The following is a 22,837-nucleotide window of genomic DNA, read 5'->3' as shown; positions in this document are numbered from 1 at the left end:
GGTTCTGGCTGACCGGTCCCCCGGGACCGGTCAGCCCACCCTGTGCAACCAGACGACGCTGGTGAAGTCGCTCGCGTGCCTGAAGACATCCAGCTCGTCGTCCCACGCCTGCCCGAGAGCGGCATGGAGTTCACGGTGCAGTGCCACCGTGTCCGTCCCGGCCGCCGCGATGGCCGCCCGCAGGCGGTCCTCCGGCAGCACGATGTTTCCGGCGGTGTCGGTTTGGGCGAAGTGGATGCCCAGCGCCGGGGTGTGCAGCCAGCGGCCGCCGTCACGCCCCGGTCCCGGGTCCTCTGTGACTTCGAAGCGCAGGTGATCCCAGCCCAGAAGCGCCGAGGTCAGGGCCGCCCCCGTGCCTGCCGGGCCTTCCCAGAAGAACTCGGCACGCTGGGCGCCCGAAAGCACGGGCTGCTCGCTCCAGTCGAAACTGACCGGTTCACCCAGGGCACGACTCGCCGCCCACTCGACGTGCGCGCAGAGGGCGCGCGGGGACGAGTGCACATACAAAACTCCCCGTGCTGCCGGTGCCAGACGAGTGTGGGGTGCCGTCATCGTGTTCTCCGTTCCCTGGATGTTGTTCGAGGTGCGTCTTCCCCAACGTTCTCGAACCATGCACCAACTTTCGATGCAACAACCCGGAATCCGCGGAACACGATCCGGCGGAGCGGTATTAGCTGAATTATGCCCCACCAGCCCGGGAAATCGCAATGAGCGGCCGGTTGGAGATACGACCCTGAATTATGTATATTCGGTATATCTTTACTATCGGAGGCCCCGTGTCCGTGCGCAGCTCACTCCTGGCGATCCTCACAATGGGGCCGGCCTACGGCTTCCAGCTGCACGGCGAGCTCCAGGCTCGAACGGCCGGACGCCGGAGCGTCAATGTGGGCCAGATCTACAGCACCCTGGAGCGCCTCACCGGGCAGGGCGTCGTCGAGTCAGCGGGGAGCACCCCGGACGGGCTGCCCCTGTACCGGCTGACCGTCGTTGGTCGGGCAGAGGCGATGGACTGGCTGCACGCCACGTCCAGTCCGACGGGCGATGACTGGGATGAGATGCTCGAGAGGGTGTTGATTGCGTCGTCGCTGCCGCATATCGACCTCACCGTGATCATCCGGCAGTACCGTGAGGCCTGGTCGATCAGGGCCTCGGACAGTGGAGGAGCGGACAGTGGCGGAGCAGTCGGTGGCCACGCCGCGAGTGGCCAGTCAGCGCTGAGCGCCGTGGCCGACAGTGCTCAGGCCCTCGCGGCCGTCTCCTGGCTCGACAGCGTCAGTGACCTGGTGCAGAGCCCAGCCGGTAACCGACTGCACCGCGAGTTGAGCCTGGTGCGGCCCAGACGCGGCCGCCGGCCGACGCTGACGGGCTCCGGTGCCGCCTGACTACTTCGCGTCGGCGTAGCTGTCCACGATCACGCAGGTGAGCGGGAAGTCGACCGGGAAGTCGCCGAAGAGCAACCGGCCGGCCGTCGCCGCCGCCGCCGTGACCACGGCCGCGACCTGATCCGCCAGCGCCGCCGGAGTGTGCACGATGACCTCGTCGTGCAGGAAGAACACCAGGTGCGGGGCGGCCGCGAACGGGTTCGACCGGCTCTCGCCACGCTCCCCGTCGGCGTCGGCCGCAGCGGGCAGCTCCCACAGCCCCTTCCGGATCTCGGCCATCCAGCACAGGGCCCACTCGGCCGCGCTGCCCTGCACAATGAAGTTACGCGTGAACCGGCCCCAGTCCCTGGCCTGGCTGCGGGCGCGGCGCTCGTCGCCGGCCGTCGCACCGGCCTCAGAGGCCCTGCCCTGGTCGTCCTGCCAGGCGGCGCCGGGGCGGGGCGAGGACCGCCCGAGCCTGGTGCTCACCACGTCGCCGCGTTCCCCGGTTCTGGCGGCGGCCTCGGTCAGAGCCAGGGCGCGCGGATACGCGCGCGCCAATCGGGGCAGCAGCCGCCCGCTCTCCCCCGACGTTGCACCGTACATCGCCCCGAGCATGGCCACCTTGGCGTGCGCACGGGTTTCGACGACGCCGCTCGCCACGATGCCGGCGTACAGGTCGGTGCCGCGTCCGGCTGCAGCCATGTCGGTGTCCCGCGAGAGCGCGGCCAGGATGCGCGGCTCAAGTTGAGCGGCATCCGCCACGACGAAGGTCCAGCCCTCGTCGGCGACCACGGCCCCGCGCACCTGCCGGGGCAGCTGCAGCGCACCGCCTCCCCTGGTCGCCCACCGCCCGGTCACCACGCCACCGGGCAGGTACTCGGGGTGGAAGCGATCCCGCACGATCCAGCTCTCCATCCAGAACCAGCCGTTGTTGCTCAGCAGCCTGGCCAGCTTCTTGTACCGCAACAGCGGTTCGATCACCGGGTGCTCGAGCCTCTCCAACTCCCAGGCGCGTGTCGTCGCGACCGCCACGCCGGCGCGGTTGAGCGCGCGCAGCAGCTCTGGCGGCGAGTCGGGGTTCACGGTCTCGTCACCCAGGGCCGTTCGGATGCGGGTGGCCAGGAGTTCAAGCTGCTCTGGACGCTGCCCCGGAGCCACCCTCGGTCCGAGCTCTGCGGTGAGCAACCGGTCGTGGATCGCACTCCGCCAGGGCAGGCCGGCGAATTGCATCTCCGCCGCGATCAGCGCACCGACAGACTCCGCCGCCAGGAGGAGGCGCACCCGGCCGGGTTCGGCGCAGCTCTGCACGGCGTACAGCTGCCCCTGAAATTCCGTCAGGGTGTCGTCGGGATCCGTCTGCGCCGCCGAGCCGTCATCGGGGGCGTCCAGGCCGGTCGCACCGTCGTCCAGATCGAACAGGGTGGCTCCCCCGGGCGCAACGGCTGACTGCGGGGCCGCTGACGGGGCGCGGAGGTCCCAGCGCCCAGCCGGCGCATTCGCCAGAGGACTGCCTGCCGTCGCCTCCGACAGGCGGAGGATCGCATGGCAGAGGCGCAGGTCGTGTGCCCGCCTGACCCGCAGTCCCCCGGCCAGCAGGACGGGGTAGATCCTGGCCGTGTCTTCCCACACCCAGCGCGGCAGCAGGTGCTCGCTGTCGGCCGCGAAGGCGCGGAAACCCTCGACGGACAGGGTCTGCTCCGACCCGTCCGGTGCGCCGTGCTCGTCGAGGGCCCTGACCCGGAACCGCTCCGACCCGGTTCGGGTCACCAGAATATACACGGTTCCAGTCTGGTCTACCGCCGTCGTCCGGGGACGCCGATCAGGCTGTCAGGATCAGGTCGTCGGGAAGATGGCGACGGGCACGGGAACGTGCACGATCTGGGTCGTGTACTGACCGCCACCCGCGACGGATTCAGTGGAGATGGTCATGGCGAAGTCGAGTGTGACGCCGTAGGTGTCCGAGCTGACGTCGCCGATCTCGTTCGACTCCAGCTGGAAGCCGCCCTTCGGCGACGTGATGAGCAGGCCCTTGTCCGAGCGCAGCGCCTCGGGGTCGAGGGTGACCAGCAACGGGTCGGTGTCGAGCACGAACGGGGACACGCTGGCACCGCTGGTGGTCGTGGTGGTGGCCGTCACGGAGATATTCGACATGTACACGTGCCGCTTGGTGTCGAACGGCGCGTCTGCGGGGACGGAACCGTCGTAGACGTTGATCACGAAGGAGAAGAGCTTTTCGCCTTCCGTGTACCACTCGTGGGTCTTCTGTTCGGTCCACATGTCGAGTTCGAGCTCGAGCTCCGGACCGATCGTGAGGGTGGGGTGGATGGATCCCATGTCGGTGAAGACGGAGTCGAACACGAGCTCGGGGGTGGGCGTGGGGGTCGGGGTGCTCACCGACACGTTCTGCTGGACGGGCTGGGTGCCCAGGAGCGGTGCAAACGTGCTGCATCCGCTCAGTCCGAGCGCGAGGACGGTAAGGCCCCCGACGAGAACGGTGCGGGACGCGCGCTTACGAGGGGCAAACCATCCGGGCATGGCAGCTACTTTCGGGTAAGGGTGTGCAGATAATTGTTCATATAGTGGCATAGATCGGGGCCTCTTCCGGCCACTATCGCGTCGTCGCTGGGCCCAATCGGGGAATTAGTTACCCAATTGCGGCCTGGGCGGCCCTGTCTGGGGGCCATCGGTAGGGTGGACGGGACTTGAACCCGTGACCGTGCGGTTATGAGCCGCGTGCTCTAACCAGCTGAGCTACCACCCCGTGCCCCACCATCGTAACGGGCGGAGGGCCGGTTCAGTCGCGGGTGGGCGTCGGGTCCAGAACGGGCGGTTGCGCGTGTGCTCCGCCGTTCTGTGCTGCAGCGTTCTGTGCTGCAGCGTTCTGCGCGGAGCCGTTCTGATCGGTCAGGGGCTCACCGCGGTAGAGCCGCTCGAAGGTCGTCAGCGTGCGCTTGATGTCGTGCGCCTCGATCAGCTTCAACGATTCTCGTTTGAGCGCTGTGAGGTCGTCCGGCGACAGGGTGAGCACCCGGGTCAGCTTGTCGGCGAGATCCTGGGCGCTTCCCGGCTCGAACAGATAGCCATTCTGACCGTCGTGCACGAGGTGGGGCAGCGCCATGGCGTCGGCGGCGACGACGGGGAGGCCGGAGGCCATGGCCTCCATGGTCGCGATGCTCTGCAGCTCGGCAATGGACGGCATCGCGAAGACCGTGGCCCTGGAGTAGGCGTCGCGCAGCTCCTCGTCGGTGACGTAGCCGGTGAAGGTGAACCGTCCGGTCATGCCGAGCGTGTCGACCAAGTGTTCCAGGTTGCGTCGCTGGTCACCGCCGCCGACGATCTCCACCTGGGCATCGAGCAGGGGATCGAGCAGCGCGACAGCCTGCACGAGGACGTCGATCTGTTTCTCACCGGTGACCCGGCCGACGAAGAGAATCCGGTTCTCGGTGCGCGGGGTGAAGCTGGGCGAGTAGTTGTCGGCGTCGATGCCGCAGGAGATCGCCTGGACGCCGGTCAGGCCGGTGTATTTCTCGAGGAACTCGGCCGCCCTGCGGGTCGGGGTCGTCACGGCTTCGGCGCGCTTGAAGGTGTGTTCGGCGTCCTTCCAGAGGGCTCTGACCAGCTGGTCCTGGAAGCCCTTCGGCACCAGCGAGAACTGCAGCATGTTCTCCGGCATGAAGTGGTTGGTCCCGACGATGCGGATCCCGCGCTTCTGTGCCTCGATGGCCACTCCACGGCCGACCACGATGTGGGACTGGAAATGCACAACGTCGGGTTGGAACGAGTCGAGGATGGCGCGGCTCTGGCTGCGCACGATCCAGGGCAGCGCGAACCGGAGCCAGTCGTGCGGGCGCCAGCGCCAGCTGTGCAGCCTGTGCACGGTCATCGACTCGCCCTCGTGCACTTCGGTCCAGGTGCCGTGCTTGCGGGTGGGGGCCGGAGCCATGACCTGCACGACGTGACCGCGCGAGACGAGGCCGGCGGCGAGCCGCTCTGCGAACCGCGCAGCACCGTTCACGTCCGGCGCAAAAGTGTCTGCGGCGATCAGGACGCGGATCGGCGCCGCCTCGACCGGGGCGACCCGGTCGGGCGAACTGCCCGGTAAATCAGATGAAGCGCACAAGTGGCGTTGTCCCTACGTAGGTGGGCCGGGGATGGTCGTCCGGCACGAAGTCTGGGTATCGACGAAACTCGCCGTCGAGGTGTGTTAGCACCTTATTCTAAACCGCCAGCGCTACGGGAGCCCCCAGGCGAGGCGGGATGGCGAAAACCTCTGGTCAGCTGTGCGATTGCGGATGGTGCTTCGCGAGAACGAAGACACCCCAGATCGCGACGGCTCCCGCGAGGACGAAGAGCACCGCGGCCCAGGCCGGCGCCTGCGACGCCTCGCCGAGGACGACGATGCCGATGCCGACCGCGATCAGCGGATCGATCACGGTGAGTCCGGCGATCACGAGGTCAGGCGGGCCGGACGAATACGCGTTCTGCACGAAGTACGCGCCGGACGCGGCCGCAAGGAGCAGGCCCGCGACGCAGACCAGGGTGAGCCACTCGAAGTTGCCGTTCTGGGTGCGGTTGATGATGACCTTGGCGAGGGTGGCGACGAAACCGTAGAGGACGCCGGCGCCGATGATGTAGAAGATCGCCTGGAACCGGGTGCGGAGCATGATGAACGCGACGGCGAACGCCATCAGCACCACGGCGAGGACGATCAGGATGGTCACCAGGTTCGCGTCGGTGACGGGTTTGTCTACCGCGGTGAACGCGGCGACGGTGACGAACAGCCCGACGCCGCCGACGCACATGGCGATGGCGATGACCGATGCCCGGTTGAGTTTGACCTTGCTCACCCTGGCGTTCAGGACCGCCGTGATCACGAGGGCCACCGCTCCGAGCGGCTGCACCACGATCAGCGGAGCGAAGGCCAGGCTGGTGAGCTGGAAGACGATGGCAAGGCCGAGCATGAGAGTGCCGAACACCCAGGAGGGCCTGGACAGCAGCAGGAACAGCTGCCGCCCGTTCAATCCGCCGGTGACCTCGACGGTGTGCGCCTCGACCTTGGTCACACCGCGGTGCTGGAATTGTGCGCCCAGCGAGAGGAACACCGCCCCGATCAGCGCGAGCGGGATTCCAATTGCCTGGCGCGGATCGATCGCGATCTCCCCAGCCAGGTCTGTCAGGTCGGGAGTCACTCAACGAGACTATCGAGATTTAGCCGATATCCTTGCTGAATGGCCGTACGACCGATAGTAATTTCAGGCGAACCCGTCTTGCACTCCCCCGCTGCACCCGTCGTCGAATTCGACGACGGCCTGCGCGAGCTGGTGCGAGACATGTACGAGACCATGGATGCCGCCCCCGGCGTCGGTCTCGCCGGCCCCCAGGTGGGTGTGGGCTTGAGGTTGTTCACCTTCAGCTACCTGGACGACGACGAGATCGAGACCAGAGGGGTCGCGATCAACCCCGAACTGTGGATCACCCCGGTGCCGGCCATGGAGGCCGACGAGGACGAGGACGTGGAGGGCTGCCTGTCCTTCCCCGGCGAACGCTTCCCCTTGCAGCGCGCCGGGTCCGCGATCCTGCGGGCCGTCGACCTGGACCAGAAGCCGTTCGAGATCCACGCTGAGGGCTGGCTGGCCCGGATCTTCCAGCACGAGTTCGATCACCTCGACGGCACCCTGTACGTCGACAGGCTTGAGCACCACTACGCCAAGATCGCCGCGAAGGTGAGCCGCAAGCGCGGCTGGGGCGTTCCCGGACTGAACTGGCTTCCCGGCGTCGACGACCTCGAAGGCTGAACTCAGAGGTCAGCGCGAGAGGTTCACGCCGTGCACACCGTTGTGGAAGCGCAGCGAGGGGAACACGGCCGAGACCGAGAATCCCACACCTGGCACGGTTCCGGCGTTGAAGATGCCGCCGAAGAGCTGGGCGCGTTCCCGCATCTGGGTGATCCCGGCACCTGAAATGCTTTCGCTCAGCGCCTTGAGGTCGTCGTCGATGGTGTACGCCGTCCTGGCGGCGAAGTCAGTGGCGCTCGAACTCGCCCTCCGCGCCGCGGCCCGGATCCCGTCGTCGTCGATGAGCAGCTGCAGGCCGTCCTGCGTCCACGTGAACGAGACCCTGGCTTCTGTGCCCGCTCCGCCGTGTTTGAGCGCGTTACCGAGCGCGCTCTGCAGGATCCGGTAGATCGCGAGTTCGGCGCCGGGCTTGAGCGGGAAGCGTTCGCCGGACTCGGTGACCTCGACGGCCAGGCCCGCATCGCGCATGACACCGAAGAGGTTACGGGCGGATTGCAGCCCCGGTTGTCTCGCCTGGATGGATTCGCCCTCCCGGGCGATCGTCAGCACCCGACGGAGGTCGGCCAGTGTGACCCTGCCGTCTTCGACGAGGCCTGTGGCGGCCCGCACGGCGGTCGACGGGTCACTCTCGGCCGCGTAGCGCGCGCCTTCGGCCCTGGTGATCAGGCGGGCGAGCGAGAGCACGGCGATGTCCTGCAGTTCGCGGATGATCGCCAGGCGGCCGTGCTGCTCGGCGAGAGACAACTCGAGGTCGATGCGCACGCGCTCGGCGGACGAGCGGTCGAAGCGGCTGCGGCGCCGCCGGGACACGGCGACGAGCCAGAGCACCAGGAAGGCGACGGTAAGCACGAACAGGACGGCGCTGAGGCTCTGCCAGGTAAACACGACGGCCACCTTTCGGTTTCTTCGGGATCAGACTAGCGGCCAGCGCCGGGGGGCGACCCGCTGTCAGACACAAAAAAGGCCACCGGGGGTGGAGCCCCTAGTGGCCTTTTCGCTCCCCGACTTGGACTCGAACCAAGAACCTGCGCATTAACAGTGCGCTGCTCTGCCAATTGAGCTATCGAGGAATGCGTGTCAGGCGAGAGTTTCCTTCGCTTGAACAGCGTAGCTACTTTACCAAAAGATCGCCGTGCGCCAAATCGACGGTACCGCTCAGTACCCGGCCGCGGGGTCGACGACCCCGATGAAGGGCCCGTTTCCCAGCAAAGCGGCCACATTGAGGCGAATTCGCTCGGCCAGGAGCGGTGCGGTCATCTCGGGCGTGTCGGCCATATGCGGGGTGATCAGGCACCGGGGCTCTGTCCACAGCGCATGGCCGTCCGGCAGCGGCTCGGGATCGGTCACGTCCAGCGCCGCGCCGGCCAGGGCGCCCCTGGCCAGCGTCTCAACGAGAGCGCCAGTGTCGACCAGCGCGCCCCTGGCGATGTTCACCAGGTGTGCAGTGGGCTTCATGAGCGCGAATTCAGCGTGGCTCAGCAGGTGCCGGGTGCCGCCGGTCAGGGCTGCGGCCAGGACGACGACGTCTGCGTGGGGCAGCTCGGCGGTAAGCCCGTCGGAGGCGACGGTGCGAGCGGCTCCTGGCACAGGTTCCGTGCTCCGCCGCACGACGACGATGTGGGTGCCGAACGGCGCCAGCAGCCGGATCAGCTCGCGGGCGATGCCGCCGGCTCCGACGATCAGGACGGTGCGGCCGTAGAGCGACTCCCCCGCCGGCACCGCGTTCCAGGACCGCGCCCTCGCCCGCTCCGGCAGGAGGCGCATCGACGCCAGCACCAGCGCCAGGGCGTGCTCGGCCACCGGTTGGGCGTATGCCCCCTTGGCGCTCGTCACGATGAGGTCGGGGCGGGTGTGCCGGCTCAGGACGCCGCTGAACGCGTCCACGCCGGCCCAGGGCAGCTGAACCCAGCCGACCTGGGGGTTCTGCTCCAGGATGTCGCCCAGCTCCGCCGCACGGGCGTAGGACAGCCAGATGATGCCCCTGGTGTCACCGGACAGCGGACCCAGCACTCCCCCGGCTCGTGCGACGGCGTCGGCGAAGACCGGTGACCCGGTCGGAAGGATGGCGACGGGACCGGGTACCGGGCGCCAGGCGTCCGGTCCGCGCTCTGGTTCGTCGGCGAGGACCGCCCGGTGCTGACCGGCCATGTCAGGCCTCGGCCGACGGGTCGAGGGTCTCGGGCTCCTCGTCGCCCGTGCCGAGGGCCAGCGCTGCGGCCAGTTCCGCCACGTAAGGGTGCCAGGGGTTGTCGAACACCTCGTCGATGCTGCCCAGGCCCACCAGGACGCCCTCGTGCATGACGCCGATGCGGTCGGCGACCCGCTTGAGCACGGCCAGGTCGTTGCTGATCAGCACGGCGGAGAAGGCCCGCTCGCGCTGCAGTTCGCCGATCAGGTCGATGATGTCGTCCCGCACCAGGGCGTCGACCCCTGCGGTCGGTTCGTCGGCGATCAACAGCGCCGGTCCGAAGACCAGTGCCCGGGCCAGGGCCACTCGCTGGCGCTGGCCGCTGCTGAGTTCGTACGGGTACTTGCCGAGCAGGGACAGCGGCAGCCTGACGGCATCGACCATGGTTGCGACGGCAGTCTCCAGTGCCGCGCGGTCGTAGCGCCGGTCGCGCTCGAGAACGGGCTCGGCGACGATGTCGGCCACGGTGAGGCTGGCCGGCAGCGTCGTCGCCGCGTCCTGGCTGAGCATCCCCACACCGAAGGTGAGCCTGGCCAGCTTGCGGCGACTGATGCGGCGCAGCGAATAGCCCTGCACGCTGGCCTGGCCGCCCGTGATCTGCGCTCGCACGTCGCCGTGCCCGCTCCCGGCGTCGGCCCCGGAGAGCACCCTGGCCAGGGTGCTCTTGCCCGAGCCGCTCTCGCCGAGGAGCCCGAGCACCTCGCCGCGCGCGAGCGTGAGGGTGAACCCGCGTACCGCGACGAACGCGGAGCTGGCGCCGTGCGCCGGGTATTCGACCGTGAGGTCGCTCGTGACGATCGGATCCGGCTCTGCTTCGACGCGTCTCATAGCCCTATTCTGCCGCACGCAGCTTTCGCAGCTCCTCACGCCTGATTGCCTGGGCGGCCGGATCCGGCACGGGGAGTGAGGCGAGCAGCCGCCGGGTGTACGGATCCCGGGGGGCACCGAGGACCTCCGCCCCCGTGCCCTCCTCGACGAGGCGGCCGTGGTACAGCACGGCAATGCGGTCGGCGAGGATGTCGACGACGGCCAGGTCGTGGCTGATGAACAGGGCCGCGAAACCGAACTCGCGCTGCAGTTCGGCGAACAGCTCAAGCACCCTGGCCTGTACGGAGACATCCAGCGCGCTGGTCGGTTCGTCGGCGATCAGCAGGGCAGGTTCGAGGGCGAGCGCCCTGGCCAGGCTGGCGCGCTGGCGTTGCCCGCCGCTGAGCTCGTGCGGGTACCTGTCACCGAAGGCCTTGGGCAGCTGCACGGCTTCGAGGAGCTCGTCGACCCTGGCACGGGCGGCGCGCGGTCCTGCGGCCCTTCCGTGCACGACGAGGGGCTCCGCGACGCACTCGGCGATGGTGAGCAGGGGGTTGAAGCTGGATGCCGGGTCCTGGAAGACGAACCCGATGTCGCTGCGCAGCGGCTTGAACTTGCGTTCCCTGAAGCCGTTCATCTCGTGCCCGAGCACCGACAGCGACCCGTCGGTGACGCGGGTGAGCCCGGCGATGGCGCGCCCGATGGTGGTCTTGCCGGATCCGCTCTCACCGACCAGGCCGAGGACCTCGCCGGGGCGGATGGAGAAGGTCACGCCGTCCACGGCCACGAAGCCCGGCCGGCCGAACCGGCCCGGGTACTGGATGCGGAGGTCCTCGGCGACAACGACGGGCGCCTGGGCCGACCACTGCGGGGTGCGGGCCTCCGCTCGCTCCGCCGCACGCACCACGCCCTGGCCCACGTAGGGAACCGCGGCGAGGAGCTTCTGGGTGTATTCGTTCTGCGGGGAGGTGAACAGGGTGGCCGCATCCGCCTCTTCGACGACCTTGCCCTGGTACATCACCGCGACCCTGTCGGCCAGGTCGGCGACGACGCCCATGTTGTGGGTGATCAGCACGATGGCGGTGCCGAACTCGTCCCGGCAGCGCCGGAGGAGGTCGAGGATCTCTGCCTGGACGGTGACGTCCAGAGCCGTGGTGGGCTCGTCGGCGACGATGAGGCCGGGTTCGAGCACGAGGGCCATGGCGATCACGACGCGCTGCTTCTGCCCGCCGGAGAACTGGTGCGGGTAGTAGTTGATGCGCACCTCCGGGTCGGGGATGCCGACCCGGCCGAGGATCTCGATGGCCTTCGCCCTGGCGTCGGCGCGGCTGACCGTGCCGTGGGCCCTGATACCCTCCATGATCTGCCAACCGACCGTGTAAACCGGGTTCAAGGCTGTGGACGGTTCCTGGAACACCATGGACACATCGGTGCCGCGCACCTGGCGCAGCTGCTTCCGGCTCAACGCGATGACGTTGTTGGAGCTGCCGCCGTCCCGGCTGCTGAGGATGACGGCGCCGTCGGAGACCGCGGTCTCCGGGAGCAGGCCGAGAATCGTCTTGGCGGTGACGGTCTTGCCGCTGCCGCTCTCGCCGACGATCGCGAGGACTTCGCCGCGGCGCACGCTGAGGGTGACACCGTCCACGGCGCGCACGGCTCCGGCGTCGGTGGCGAAGGAGACACCGAGGTTGTCGATGCTCAGTACGGTCGAGGCAGGCTGGACTGTCGAGGCAGGCTGGTCGGTGCGGGTGTCGCTCATGAGTTGGCCTCTTCGGCTGTGCTGTGGGTCTGGCCCGTTTCGAGGCCGTCGAGACCGCCGGGTCCGGCGATCAGGGTGCCGCCGGGAACCACGGAGGTCTCCGCGACGAGACCGGAGGAGGCGCCGACGGCGCGTCGACCGCGCAGCCGGGGATCGGCCAGGTCGTTGAGGCTTTCGCCCACGAGGGTGATGCCGAGCACCACGAGCACGATGGCGAGGCCGGGGAACAGGGACGTCCACCAGATTCCGCTGGTGACGTCGGAGAGGGCCTTGTTGAGGTCGTAGCCCCACTCTGAAGCCTCGGTCGGTTCGATGCCGAAGCCGAGGAAGCCGAGGCCGGCCAGGGTGAGGATCGCCTCAGAGGCGTTGAGCGTGAAGATCAGCGGCAGGGTGCGGGTGGCATTGCGCAGCACGTGCCGGAACATGATCCGCAGGTTGCCGGCACCGAGCACCCGGGCGGACTCCACGTAGGCCTCCGCCTTGATGCGCACGGTTTCGGCGCGGATCACGCGGAAGTACTGCGGGATGAAGACGACGGTGATCGAGATCGCCGCGGCCATGACCCCGCCGACCAGGTCGGATTTGCCACCGGAGATGACGATCGACATGACAATGGCCAGCAGCAGCGACGGGAAGGCGTAGACCGCGTCGCAAACCACCACGAGCACCCTGTCCAGCCATCCGCCGAAGTAGCCGGAGACCAGGCCGAGCAGAACGCCGGCGAACAGGGAGAGCACCACGGCCACGATGATCACGAACAGGGCGGTCTGGGCGCCCCAGAGCACCCGGGAGAGCACGTCGTAACCGCCGACAGTCGTACCGAGCAGGTGTGCCCCGCCCGGCGGCTGCTGGGCGCCGAAGAGCCCGGCGGCATCGCGGAGCTGGCTGTAGCCGTACGGCGCGATCACCGGCGCGAAGATCGCGGTCAGCAGGAACACCGCCGTCACCAGGAGGCCGGCGACGAGCATGCCGCGCTGCAACCCGACGCTCTGACGGAGCTGGTGGACGATGGGCAACCGGTTGAGCATGGATGGCCTGGCGGGCTTGAGGAACGTGGCGTCTGGGGCGCTCATGGTCAGTACCGCACTCTCGGGTCGATGATGGCGGCAATGATGTCGACGATGAAGTTGGACAGGGCGACGATCACGGCGAGGAGGGCGACGATGCCCTGCACGGCGACGAAGTCACGGGCCTGAAGGAATTGGGAAAGCATGAAGCCCAGCCCCTTCCATTCGAATGTCGTCTCGGTGAGCACGGCTCCGCCGAGCAGCAGGGCGATCTGCAGGCCGATCACGGTGATGATCGGGATCAGGGCCGGCCGGTAGGCGTGTTTCCGCACGAGCCTGAACTCACTCACTCCCCTGGACCTGGCGGCGTCGACGTAGTCCGTGCCCAGGGTGCCGATGACGTTGGTGCGCACCAGGCGGAGGAAGACCCCTGCGGTCAGCAGGCCCAGCGCCAGGGCGGGCAGCACGGCGTGCGAAAGCACATCCGTCAGCACGGCCGGATTGCCGGTCTGGAGGGCGTCGATGGTGTAGAAACCGGTCTTGTTCGGCAGCAGCTGCATCTGCAGTTCGGCGCCGGTCGAGGCGCGCCCGGCGACGGGCAGCACCTTCAGCCACACGGCGAAGACCAGTTTGAACAGCAGTCCGGCGAAGAACACCGGGGTGGCGTAGCAGAGGATGGCGAAGATGCGCAGGAACGCATCCGGGGACTTGTCCCGCCAGTATGCCGCAACCATGCCCAGCGGGATGCCGACGATGAACGCGACCAGGAGCGCGTAGAAGGCGAGTTCGACGGTGGCAGCGCCGTAGGTGATGAGTACCTCTGACACCGGCCGGTTGGTGCTGATGGTGGTGCCGAAGTTGCCCGTGAAGATCTGGCCGAGGTATTCGACGTACTGGATGAGGATGGGCCTGTCGTAGCCGGCGGCGTGGATGCGCTCGGCGAGCTGGTCAGGCGTGAGCCGGCCGCCGAGGGCTGCCGTGATCGGGTCGCCCGTGGTGCGCATGAGCCAGAAGACCATGGACACGAGGATGAAGATCGTCGGGATGATCAGGAGGAAGCGCACGGCGATGTACCGGCCGAGACCGCCCCCCGAGCCGCGCTTCTTCTTCTGGGCCTGACCGGCCGCACTGGGCGCCGGCATTGTCGCTACAGTCGTCATTCCTACCTCACTCGTGCCGGGTCTGGCAGTACACCCGGTACACACAGAGACGGGAGCGTTCAGCGAGAAATCGCGCCGAACGCCCCCGTCGTCTAATTGGATCGAACCGTTTCGGAATTAACCGCGCCGGCTAGCCCTTGGCCAGAGCAGCGTACCGGAACTTGAACGACGCGTCGAGCGTGTCGGACGTGCCGGTCACGGTGGTTCCGGTCACGGCGACCTGGGCGCCCTGCAGCAGGGGCACTGTCGACAGCTGCGCCGCGACCTTGTCCTGGATCTCTTCGATCAGCGCGGTGCGGGCGTCGGGATCGACGGTCACGGCCTGTTCGAGGATCAGGTCGTTGACTTCCTGGTCGACGTAGTGGTTGCCGAGGAAGTTCTCGGTGAGGAAGAACGGCGTCAAGTAGTTGTCGGCGTCGGAGTAGTCGGGGAACCAACCGAGCTGGTACTCCGGGTACACGTCGGAGGAACGGTCCTTGGAGTACTGCACCCACTCCGTCGTCTGCAGGTTGACGGTGAACAGGCCGGAGGCCTCGAGCTGGTCCTTGACCAGGGCGTACTCGTCGCCGGACGAGGGGCCGTAGTGGTCGTTGCTGTACTGGAGGTTCAGCACGACCTTCTCGGTCACGCCGGCTGCTGCCAGCGTGGCCTCGGCCTTGTCGGCGTCGGGTGCGCCGTCGCCGTCGCCGTAGAGGCCCTTGAGGGATTCGGTGGCGCCGGTCAAGCCGGCGGGAACGTAGGAGTACAGCGGGGTGTACGTGCCCTTGTAGACCTGGTCGGCGATCTCGTCACGGTCGACGAGGTCGGCGACGGCCTGGCGCACGGCGAGTGCCTTGGCCGGGTCAGCCTCTGGGGTTGCCGCACCGTAGGGCTGGGTGTCGAAGTTGAAGACGATGTAGCGGATCTCGCCGCCGGGTCCGTCGACGACCTTCACCTTGTCGTTGCCGCGCAGGTCGTCGACGTCAGTCGCGGACAGGCTGCGGAACGCCACGTCGATGTTCCCCTCCTGCACGTCGAGCTTGAGGTTGGACGAGTCCGCGTAGTACTTGACGTTGACGACGTCGGTCTTCGCGGGTCCGAGGAGGCCCGCGTAGTCCGGGTTCGCCTTGTAGCCGATCAGGTTGTTGAAGTCGTAGCTGGTGATGACGTACTGGCCGGCGAACGCGTTGGCCTTGACGATGTCGGCGTCAGCGGTGAGCTCGGTCGCGGAGAAGGACTCCTCGTCCACGATCGGGCCGGCCGGGCTGGAGAGGATCTGCGGGAAGATCTGGTCGTCCGCCGCCAACAGGTTGAAGACCACCGTCGTGTCGTCGGGGGCGTCGACGCTCTCGAGGTTGTAGAGCAGCGACGAGGGACCGTTGTCGGCGGCGATGGCCAGCTGGCGGTCGAAGCTGAACTTGACGTCGGACGAGGTGAGCTTGTTGCCGTTCGCCCAGACGAGGTCGGGCTTGAGGGTGACCGTGTACTGCGTGGGCGAGGTGAACTCGGCGGACACGGCGATGTCGGGCTCGACATCCGGGCTGCCGTACGGGGTGTTCATGAGGAACGGGAAGACCTGATTCTGCACGGCGAATGAACCGTTGTCGTAGGAACCGGCCGGGTCGAGGGTGGTGACCTTGTCCGTGGTGCCGATCGTCAGCGGCGCCGAGCCTGAGTCGGTCGTCGTGGAACCGGAGCTGGAGCAGCCGGCGAGAACAAGTGCCGCGGCGGCGAGACCGGCGGTGACGCCGATATACCGGCCGCGCCTGGTGGATACAAAAGCCATAGTCGAATGCCTCTTCCTCAAGGTGATTTCTTCTGGGGTATTGCTCGCAGATCTGCAGTCAGGCGCAGAAATGCGTTGCTGTGTTCCAAGAATTAGCACACAATGCGCGTTCAGCGACTACTGGAGCGTGCATCTTAATACAGCCGCAATATACCGATTTGTCCTGAAAGCCCGAGGATACGTCAGGATTCTCTGAGGTTGCGGCGCTCGGCCTCGACCCGCACGAGCTCGCGCTGAATGGCGACGTAGACCTCACGATTGGTCGCATCCGCCCGTTGCAGCCGGCCGAGAAGGTCGGCTTTCTGGCGCAGCAGGTCCTTCTCGATGAGCACTGTCGTGATGTCCCGCACGTACCGGGTCACTTCCCGTTCCGCACGCTCGGGCAGCGGGGCCATCGCGAGTTCGGTGACGAGGTTGGCCAGGGGCGCCGGGGTCTCCGCGACCACCGTGGCGAGCCAGTCCGGGGCGGCGGCATGGGGAAGGGCCGTGGCGATGGCGTCGCGCACGACGGCCAGGGAGCTGTTGGTCATTCCGGTCTGCACTGCGCGCTGCACCAGGTCAAGGCCCACCAGGGTCGGATGCTGCAGCATCGCCATCAGCGCGTCCCGTTCGATGCGGGTGACGGGGTCGGCCGGAAGGTCCACGAGCGAGAACTGGTGTTCCCTGGCGGCCGGGGCGGGCTCCCCCGCGCGCCGGGGCTCTGCGGCGGGCGCGGTGCGGGACCTGGACTGGGCCTGGTTGACGGCGCGGGAGACCTCGCCCATGTCCATGCCCAGCATCCTGGACAGTTCGTGCACGTAGCCCGGGCGCATCGACGGATCCCGGATGTCGCTGACGATGGGCGCCGCGGCGCGGAGAGCCGAGACCCTGCCCTCGACGGTGTCCAGGTTGTACTGACCCAGGAGCTGCCGGATCATGAACTCGAACATGGGCTTCTTGGACTCGATGAGGCGGCGCACGGCGTCGTCGCCGCGGTGCAGCCTGAGGTCGCAGGGGTCGAGCCCCTCCGGGGCGACGGCGACGAAGGTCTGCGCGTTGAAGCGCTGCTCTTCGGCGAAGGCGCGCACGGCGGCTTTCTGACCGGCCGCGTCAGGGTCGAAGGTGAAGACGACCTCGCCGACGCCGCTGTCGTCACCGAGCACCCGGCGCAGCACCTTGATGTGGTCGACGCCGAATGAGGTGCCGCAGGTGGCAACGGCTGTCGTGATCCCGGCCAGGTGGCAGGCCATCACGTCGGTGTAGCCCTCGACGACGACGACCTGGTGGTTGCGGGAGATGTCACGCTTGGCCAGGTCGAGGCCGTAGAGCACCTGGGCCTTGTGATACACCGGGGTCTCCGGCGTGTTGAGGTATTTGGGGCCCTTGTCGTCGTCGAGCAGCTTGCGCGCGCCGAAGCCGATGGTCTGTCCGGTGATGTCGCGGATAGGCCAGACCAGCCGGCCGCGGAACCTGTCGTAGATGCCGCGGTCGCCGGCGGAGACCAGGCCGGAGAGGGTGAGTTCCTCCGTGCTGAAACCGCGGCCGCGCAGGTGCTTGGTGAGTTCGTCCCAACTTTTCGGCGCGAAGCCGATGCCGAACCTCTCGGCGGCCTGGGAGTCGAAGCCTCGTTCGCCGAGGAAGTTGCGGCCGACCTGGGCGCCCGGACTGCCGAGCTGTTCGACGAAGAACTCGGCGGCGGCCTGGTTCGCGGCAAGCAGCCTGGCCCGGTTGCCGTGGTCAGGGGCGTTGCCGCCGTCTTCGTAGTGCAGTTCGAAGCCGGCCCGGCCGGCCAGGCGTTCGACGGCCTCGGCGAAACTGACGTGGTCCATTTTCTGCAGGAACGAATAGACGTCGCCGCTCTCCCCGCAGCCGAAGCAGTGGTAGAAACCGACCTGCGGGCGTACGTGGAAACTGGGGCTGCGCTCGTCGTGGAAGGGGCACAGGCCCTTCATCGAACCGACGCCGGCGGATTTGAGACTGACGTAGTCGCTGACGATGTCGGCGATGTTGGTGCGGGCCTTGACCTCTTCGATGTCGCCTTGCCGGATCAGTCCTGCCATGCGTCGACCCTCACGCCCCTCGACAGGTGCAACCGGCGCTGCAGGGCAATGGCGCTCTGGTCGGTGAGGCTCGCTACCTGGTCGACGATCACGCGCTTGCGCGCGGCGTCGTCTGCGGCACCCGCCCAGTCCTCGCGGAACCCGGGGTCGAGGTGTTCGTCGCCGCTGGCCAGCAGGGTGTCGGCGAGGTAGGTGAGGGTCTCGCGTTGCTCGACGTAGAGCGGCTGGCGAACGTGGGTGGACATCACGAAGGCCGCGACGATTCCCTTGAGCACACCGATCTCGGCCTGCACCTCGCGGGGTACCACCACGTGGGCGGAGAAACGGATGAGGTGGCTGTCGGGGTAGGCCGCCCGGGTGGCGGAGACCGCCGCGCCGCTGAACCGGCCGATGAGCTGGCTGGTCAGGTTCTTCAACCGGCCCTGGTCACGCCGCCCGGCGGTCCAGCCGTGCACCCAGACATCGAGGGCGTCGAGCCTGTCGAAGGCGGCGATGAGCTCGTCGTGGCTGAACTGCCCACCGGTCCACTCGTACATCGAGGTGACCAGGGCGGCGTGCTCGCTGCGGCTGCTGAGCAGTTCGACATCGAGGTAGCCGCTGACGACGGCATCCTCGAAGTCGTGCACGGAGTAGGCGATGTCGTCGGAGAGGTCCATGACCTGGGCCTCGACGCAGAGCTGCCGGGTGGGGGCGCCGTCGCGCAGCCACTCGAAGGCGGCCCTGTCGTCTTCGTAGAAACCGAACTTGGCGCGGCCGCTCGGATCGGCCACGGAGGAGTCCGCGGCCCAGGGGTATTTGCAGCTGGCGTCGAGGCTGGCGCGGGTGAGGTTGAGCCCGAAGCTCTCGCCGTTCTCGCCGAACACCTTCGGTTCCAGACGGCTGAGCAGGCGCAGGGTCTGCGCGTTGCCCTCGAAGCCGCCGATGTCGGCGGCCCAGGTGTTGAGGGCCTTTTCGCCGTTGTGGCCGAACGGCGGATGGCCGATGTCGTGGGCGAGGCAGGCGGTGTCGACGATGTCGGGGTCCAGGGCCAGCCGCAGGGCGAGCTCCCGGCCGATCTGGGCCACCTCGAGGGAATGGGTGAGGCGGTTGCGGGCGAAGTCAAGGCCCGCGGCGGGGCTGAGCACCTGGGTCTTGGCCGCGAGGCGGCGCAGGGCACTGGAGTGCAGCAGCCTCGCCCGGTCGCGGGCGAAGTCGCTGCGGCTCGAGTCATGCTCCTCTGGCCGGAACCTGGCTTCGTCGTGAACGCTGTACCCGGTCTGATTAACCACCGCTGGTGTCCCCCTCGCCCTCGGTGAGATTGCTGCGCTCTGCGCCGACGATGTCGCGCGAATCGAGCCAGCGTTCGGGCAACGAGGTCTTCTTGGGGCTGCCGGCACGGCCGCGCTGCCCTTCGGCGCCGATGCCGGGGTACGGCTGGTCCTGGTCCATGGTCGCGAGGAGTTCGTCGAGTTGTTCAAGGGACACGACGGAGGCGAGGCTGGCGCGCAGGTCGCCGCCGACGGGGTAACCCTTGAAGTACCATGCCACGTGCTTGCGCACGTCGCGGCAGGCGCGTTCCTCGCTGTCGAAGAACTCGGTGAGCAGTTCGGCGTGCCGGCGGAACGCGTCCGCGACCTGACCCAGGGTGGGTTCGGCCTTGAGGACGTCGCCGCGGAAGGCCGCCGCGAGGTCGCCGAACAGCCAGGGGCGGCCGAGGCAGCCACGGCCGACGACGACGCCGTCGCAGCCGGTCTCCGCGACCATGCGCAGCGCGTCTGCGGCCGACCAGATGTCGCCGTTCCCGAGTACCGGAACACTCGTGATGGTGTTCTTCAGGGTCTCGATGGCTGACCAGTCGGCGTGGCCGGAGTAGTAGTCGGCGGCGGTGCGGGCGTGCAGCGCGATGGCGGCGACGCCGGCGCCCTCTGCGACCCGGCCGGCTTCGAGGTAGGTGAGGTGGTCGGAGTCGATGCCCTTGCGCATCTTGACGGTGAGCGGAATGGACCCGGCAGCCGTGACGGCCGCTTCGACGATCTCCCGGAACAGGGTGATCTTCCAGGGCAGTGCCGCTCCCCCGCCCTTGCGGGTGACCTTGGGAACCGGGCAGCCGAAGTTGAGGTCGATGTGGTCGGCGCGGTCTTCGGCGACGAGCATGGTGACGGCCTCGGCGACGGTCTTCGGGTCGACGCCGTAGAGCTGGATGGAGCGGGTCTTCTCGCTCTCGTGGTGCCTGATCAGGCGCATCGACTCCGTGGTGCGCTCGACGAGCGCCCGGGAGGTGATCATCTCGCTGACGTACAGGCCGGCACCGTATTCACGGCAGAGCCGGCGGAAGGCGGTGTTGGTGATGCCGGCCATAGGGGCCAGTACCACGGGCACGTCGAGTTCGATGTCACCGATTCGAAGCGGGGACACCAGGTTCTGCGTGGGAGTCGAAGTGTTCATCTCGTCCAATTCTCCCAGACCCGGCCGTGCCGGAACGCCACGCCCGGCCGGCGGTGGAAAACCGCGGGCCGGGCGGGGCTGTGCAGGTCGGTGTTGTACAGGGACGGTGCTGTGCGGGTCGCTCAGATGCCGCAGGAGCCGCCGCCGCAGCATCCACCGGCGTCGTCGGACTGCTCGAGCAGCTGGATGATCGGGCGGGGAGCAGCCGGTGCGTCGGTCACGGTGCTCGTGGTGTTCTCGCTCATACGTTGGTCTCCTCGGGGATCGTGGTTTCTACTTTTTCGCTCTGTACCTGGCGCAGCGCTTGCGCAAAGGTATCAGGGTCCTGGGCGCCGGAGATCCCGTACTTTCCGTCGATCACGAAGAACGGCACCCCCTGGATGCCGTACTCAGCGGCCTGGGCGACGTCGGCCTTGACGGCGGCGAGGTACTCGTTCTCGGTGAGGGAGCGCACCACGTCGGCGCGGTCCAGGCCGACGGTCGCGGCGAGGTCGGCGAGATCCTCGATCCGGCCGACGTGTCCGCCGTCGACGAAGTACGCCTTGAGCAGGCTCTCCTTCATCTCCAGCTGCAGGCCGTGCGCCTTGGCGTAGTGCAGGAGCTCGTGCGCCTTGATGGTGTTGGTCTGGTGCACAGAGTCGTAGTCGTAGTGCAGGCCGACGCTCTCGGCGATGCCGGTGACCCGCTCGAGCATTTCGAGCACCTGCGGCACCGGGATGCCCTTGCGCTCGCTGAGGTAGTCCACGGGGCTGCCGGCGAAGTCGACGGGTGTGTCGGGGGCCAGTTCGAAGGAGTGGTACTCCACCTCGACGTCGTCGCCGTAGGCGGCAACGCCGGCCTCGAACTTGCGTTTGCCGATGTAGCACCAGGGGCACTGCACGTCTGACCAGATGTCTACTTTGATGGTTTCGCTCACGAGAGGGCTAACCCGAGCGGCCCCTCCAGTTATTCCCGGCGACCGAAACGGGTCAGGCGCTGGGCGTGTCCACTGCGCCGCCGTAGCGGCGGTTGCGGGAGGCGTAGAGCTCGATCGCGTGCCACAGGTCGACGCGGGAGAAGTCGGGCCACAGGGTGTCCAGGAACACCATCTCGGCGTACGCGCTCTGCCAGAGCAGGAAGTTGCTGGTGCGCTGCTCCCCCGAGCTGCGCACGAAGAGGTCGACATCGGGCAGCGCCGACGTGTACAGGTGCCGTTGGATGGACTTCTCGGTGATACCGGAGGGCTTCAGCCGGCCGGCGGCGACATCCTCGGCCAGCGCCCGCACGGCATCCGCGATCTCGGTGCGACCGCCGTAGTTGACGCACATGGTGAGGGTGAGCACGTCGTTGCCGGCCGTGAGCTTCTCGGCGAACTGCAGTTCGTTGATCACCGAGGCCCAGAGCTTGGGCTTGCGGCCGGCCCAGCGCACCCGCACGCCCCAGTCGTTGAGCTGGTCGCGGCGGCGGTGCAGCACGTCCCGGTTGAAGCCCATCAGGAAGCGCACCTCGTCTGGAGAGCGCTTCCAGTTCTCGGTGGAGAACGCGTAGACGCTCAGGTGCTTGACGCCGATCTGGATCGCTCCGGCCACCACGTCCAGGAGCGCGGCCTCCCCCGCCTTGTGGCCCTCGACCCTGGACAGGCCGCGGGCGTTGGCCCACCGGCCGTTGCCGTCCATGACGACGGCCACGTGCTCTGGCACGACCTTGGCGGGCAGGGCGGGCGGGTAGATCCCGGTCCAGTCGAGAGGCTTGAACGCGACGGCGTCCTTATGAGTGAACGGGGTGGAACGGAAGGGGTTCGGCGTCATGCGCGCACGTGCTCCAGGGATCGAAGGCCCCGGCCGAGGTGCCACTGCGTGTACGCGGCGACGATCCCGGTGGCCTGGGCCTGGGTGGTGGGTTCTGCGGCCGCGGTGTACGCCCAGTCGCCGGTCAGGAGTGCCCCGAGCAGGGCGATGGTGGCCGGGTCCAGTCGTGGCGAGCCGGGCGGGGCGCAGTTGTCGCAAACGATGCCGCCCACCTGCGCCACGAACGCCGAGTGCGGTCCAGGCGCCCCGCAGCGGGCGCAGTCGTGGAAGCTCGGCGCCCAGCCGGCCATGGAGAGCGAGCGCAGCAGATAGGAGTCCAGGGTGGCACCGGAGCCGTGTTCCCGGCGGGACAGCGACCGGAGGGCGCCGACCAGGAGCAGGTACTGCTGCAGCGAGCCCTCGGACTCGGTGAGTTTGTCCGCGGTCTCGACCATGGCGCTCGCCGCGGTGTAGCTACCGTAGTCCGCGGTGATCTGCGCTCCGTAGGAGGCGATGGATTCGGCCTGGTTGACGATGTCGAGGCTGCGGCCCAGGTAGAGCTGCACGTCGACCACCATGAACGGCTCGAGCCTGGCACCGAACTTGGACGCCGTGCGGCGCACTCCCTTGGCGACGGCGCGCACCTTGCCGTGCTGACGGGTGAGCAGCGTGATGATGCGATCTGCCTCACCCAGCTTGTGGGTGCGCAGCACAACGGCTTCATCACGATAAACGGGCACGGTCAATTCTCCCACCTCTCCGC

The 22,837-nt window shown here is 67.9% G+C and carries 21 protein-coding genes and 2 tRNA genes; 2 read left to right on the top strand and 21 right to left on the bottom strand.

Annotation, left to right across the window (positions count from 1 at the left end):
* Nucleotides 1–30 precede the first annotated feature (30 nt).
* Nucleotides 31–552 carry a DUF3145 domain-containing protein gene (locus BJQ94_RS08850; RefSeq protein ID WP_265401126.1) on the bottom strand — a complete coding sequence of 174 codons (522 nt, stop codon included), beginning with the start codon at nucleotides 550–552 and terminating at the stop codon, nucleotides 31–33.
* 230 nt (nucleotides 553–782) lie between these two features.
* Here BJQ94_RS08850 and BJQ94_RS08845 point away from each other — a divergent pair, with 230 nt between their 5' ends.
* A complete protein-coding gene (locus BJQ94_RS08845; protein ID WP_265401127.1) occupies nucleotides 783–1,382 on the top strand; it encodes a helix-turn-helix transcriptional regulator in 600 nt (199 codons plus the stop codon).
* On the opposite strand, the gene BJQ94_RS08840 is transcribed toward BJQ94_RS08845, so the two are convergent.
* The 5 genes from BJQ94_RS08840 to BJQ94_RS08820 form a co-directional block, all read right to left on the bottom strand.
* On the bottom strand, nucleotides 1,383–3,143 hold the full coding sequence (locus tag BJQ94_RS08840) for a bifunctional 3'-5' exonuclease/DNA polymerase (RefSeq protein WP_265401128.1): 1,761 nt from the start codon (nucleotides 3,141–3,143) through the stop codon (nucleotides 1,383–1,385).
* 54 nt (nucleotides 3,144–3,197) lie between these two features.
* Nucleotides 3,198–3,899 (bottom strand): hypothetical protein, encoded by a 702-nt coding sequence (locus BJQ94_RS08835; protein WP_265401129.1) that lies wholly within the window; start codon nucleotides 3,897–3,899, stop codon nucleotides 3,198–3,200.
* A 152-nt stretch (nucleotides 3,900–4,051) separates the two neighbouring features.
* Nucleotides 4,052–4,125 (bottom strand) — tRNA-Ile (locus tag BJQ94_RS08830).
* 33 nt (nucleotides 4,126–4,158) lie between these two features.
* Entirely contained in the window at nucleotides 4,159–5,406 is a 1,248-nt protein-coding gene (locus BJQ94_RS08825) for a glycosyltransferase (RefSeq protein WP_265401165.1), read from the bottom strand.
* Between the two features lie 232 nt (nucleotides 5,407–5,638).
* Nucleotides 5,639–6,553, bottom strand: a complete 915-nt coding sequence (locus tag BJQ94_RS08820; protein WP_265401130.1) for a DMT family transporter — start codon at nucleotides 6,551–6,553, stop codon at nucleotides 5,639–5,641.
* Between the two features lie 39 nt (nucleotides 6,554–6,592).
* On the opposite strand from BJQ94_RS08820, the gene def reads away from it, so the two are divergent.
* Nucleotides 6,593–7,159: a peptide deformylase gene (def, locus tag BJQ94_RS08815; RefSeq protein WP_265401131.1), complete on the top strand. Its 567-nt coding sequence runs from the start codon at nucleotides 6,593–6,595 to the stop codon at nucleotides 7,157–7,159.
* Between the two features lie 9 nt (nucleotides 7,160–7,168).
* Here the strand turns inward: def and BJQ94_RS08810 are convergent, their stop codons facing one another.
* From BJQ94_RS08810 to recO, 15 genes are all read right to left on the bottom strand, one after another.
* Entirely contained in the window at nucleotides 7,169–8,044 is an 876-nt protein-coding gene (locus tag BJQ94_RS08810; protein WP_265401132.1) for an ATP-binding protein, read from the bottom strand.
* A gap of 112 nt (nucleotides 8,045–8,156) precedes the next feature.
* Nucleotides 8,157–8,229: transfer RNA gene (locus BJQ94_RS08805), tRNA-Asn, on the bottom strand.
* Between the two features lie 85 nt (nucleotides 8,230–8,314).
* Entirely contained in the window at nucleotides 8,315–9,307 is a 993-nt protein-coding gene (locus BJQ94_RS08800) for a D-isomer specific 2-hydroxyacid dehydrogenase family protein (protein ID WP_265401133.1), read from the bottom strand.
* A gap of 1 nt (nucleotide 9,308) precedes the next feature.
* A complete protein-coding gene (locus tag BJQ94_RS08795) occupies nucleotides 9,309–10,175 on the bottom strand; it encodes a dipeptide/oligopeptide/nickel ABC transporter ATP-binding protein (RefSeq protein WP_265401134.1) in 867 nt (288 codons plus the stop codon).
* 4 nt (nucleotides 10,176–10,179) lie between these two features.
* Nucleotides 10,180–11,913 carry an ABC transporter ATP-binding protein gene (locus BJQ94_RS08790; protein WP_265401135.1) on the bottom strand — a complete coding sequence of 578 codons (1,734 nt, stop codon included), beginning with the start codon at nucleotides 11,911–11,913 and terminating at the stop codon, nucleotides 10,180–10,182.
* Entirely contained in the window at nucleotides 11,910–12,986 is a 1,077-nt protein-coding gene (locus BJQ94_RS08785; protein ID WP_265401136.1) for an ABC transporter permease, read from the bottom strand. Before BJQ94_RS08785 ends, BJQ94_RS08790 begins: the two co-directional genes overlap by 4 nt.
* A 2-nt stretch (nucleotides 12,987–12,988) precedes the next feature.
* Nucleotides 12,989–14,062 (bottom strand): ABC transporter permease, encoded by a 1,074-nt coding sequence (locus BJQ94_RS08780; protein WP_265401166.1) that lies wholly within the window; start codon nucleotides 14,060–14,062, stop codon nucleotides 12,989–12,991.
* Between the two features lie 148 nt (nucleotides 14,063–14,210).
* Nucleotides 14,211–15,845: an ABC transporter substrate-binding protein gene (locus tag BJQ94_RS08775; RefSeq protein ID WP_265401137.1), complete on the bottom strand. Its 1,635-nt coding sequence runs from the start codon at nucleotides 15,843–15,845 to the stop codon at nucleotides 14,211–14,213.
* 182 nt (nucleotides 15,846–16,027) lie between these two features.
* Nucleotides 16,028–17,884, bottom strand: coding sequence for a DNA primase (dnaG, locus tag BJQ94_RS08770; RefSeq protein ID WP_265401138.1), 1,857 nt, complete (start codon nucleotides 17,882–17,884; stop codon nucleotides 16,028–16,030).
* Nucleotides 17,872–19,152 carry a deoxyguanosinetriphosphate triphosphohydrolase gene (locus BJQ94_RS08765; protein WP_265401139.1) on the bottom strand — a complete coding sequence of 427 codons (1,281 nt, stop codon included), beginning with the start codon at nucleotides 19,150–19,152 and terminating at the stop codon, nucleotides 17,872–17,874. The genes dnaG and BJQ94_RS08765 overlap by 13 nt, the downstream gene beginning before the upstream one ends.
* Nucleotides 19,145–20,308: a tRNA dihydrouridine synthase DusB gene (gene dusB / locus BJQ94_RS08760; RefSeq protein ID WP_265401140.1), complete on the bottom strand. Its 1,164-nt coding sequence runs from the start codon at nucleotides 20,306–20,308 to the stop codon at nucleotides 19,145–19,147. Before dusB ends, BJQ94_RS08765 begins: the two co-directional genes overlap by 8 nt.
* 122 nt (nucleotides 20,309–20,430) lie before the next feature.
* On the bottom strand, nucleotides 20,431–20,553 hold the full coding sequence (locus BJQ94_RS08755) for a hypothetical protein (RefSeq protein WP_265401141.1): 123 nt from the start codon (nucleotides 20,551–20,553) through the stop codon (nucleotides 20,431–20,433).
* Entirely contained in the window at nucleotides 20,550–21,224 is a 675-nt protein-coding gene (locus tag BJQ94_RS08750; RefSeq protein WP_265401142.1) for a DsbA family oxidoreductase, read from the bottom strand. Before BJQ94_RS08750 ends, BJQ94_RS08755 begins: the two co-directional genes overlap by 4 nt.
* A 52-nt stretch (nucleotides 21,225–21,276) precedes the next feature.
* Entirely contained in the window at nucleotides 21,277–22,095 is an 819-nt protein-coding gene (locus BJQ94_RS08745) for an isoprenyl transferase (protein WP_265401143.1), read from the bottom strand.
* Nucleotides 22,092–22,814 carry a DNA repair protein RecO gene (gene recO / locus BJQ94_RS08740; protein ID WP_265401144.1) on the bottom strand — a complete coding sequence of 241 codons (723 nt, stop codon included), beginning with the start codon at nucleotides 22,812–22,814 and terminating at the stop codon, nucleotides 22,092–22,094. The genes BJQ94_RS08745 and recO overlap by 4 nt, the downstream gene beginning before the upstream one ends.
* Nucleotides 22,815–22,837: the final 23 nt, after the last annotated feature.

Source organism: Cryobacterium sp. SO2, from assembly GCF_026151165.2.
Taxonomy (GTDB): Bacteria; Actinomycetota; Actinomycetes; order Actinomycetales; family Microbacteriaceae; genus Cryobacterium.
The sequence above is the reverse complement of the archived record's forward strand: the minus strand, read 5'-3'. Positions and strand labels throughout refer to the sequence as shown.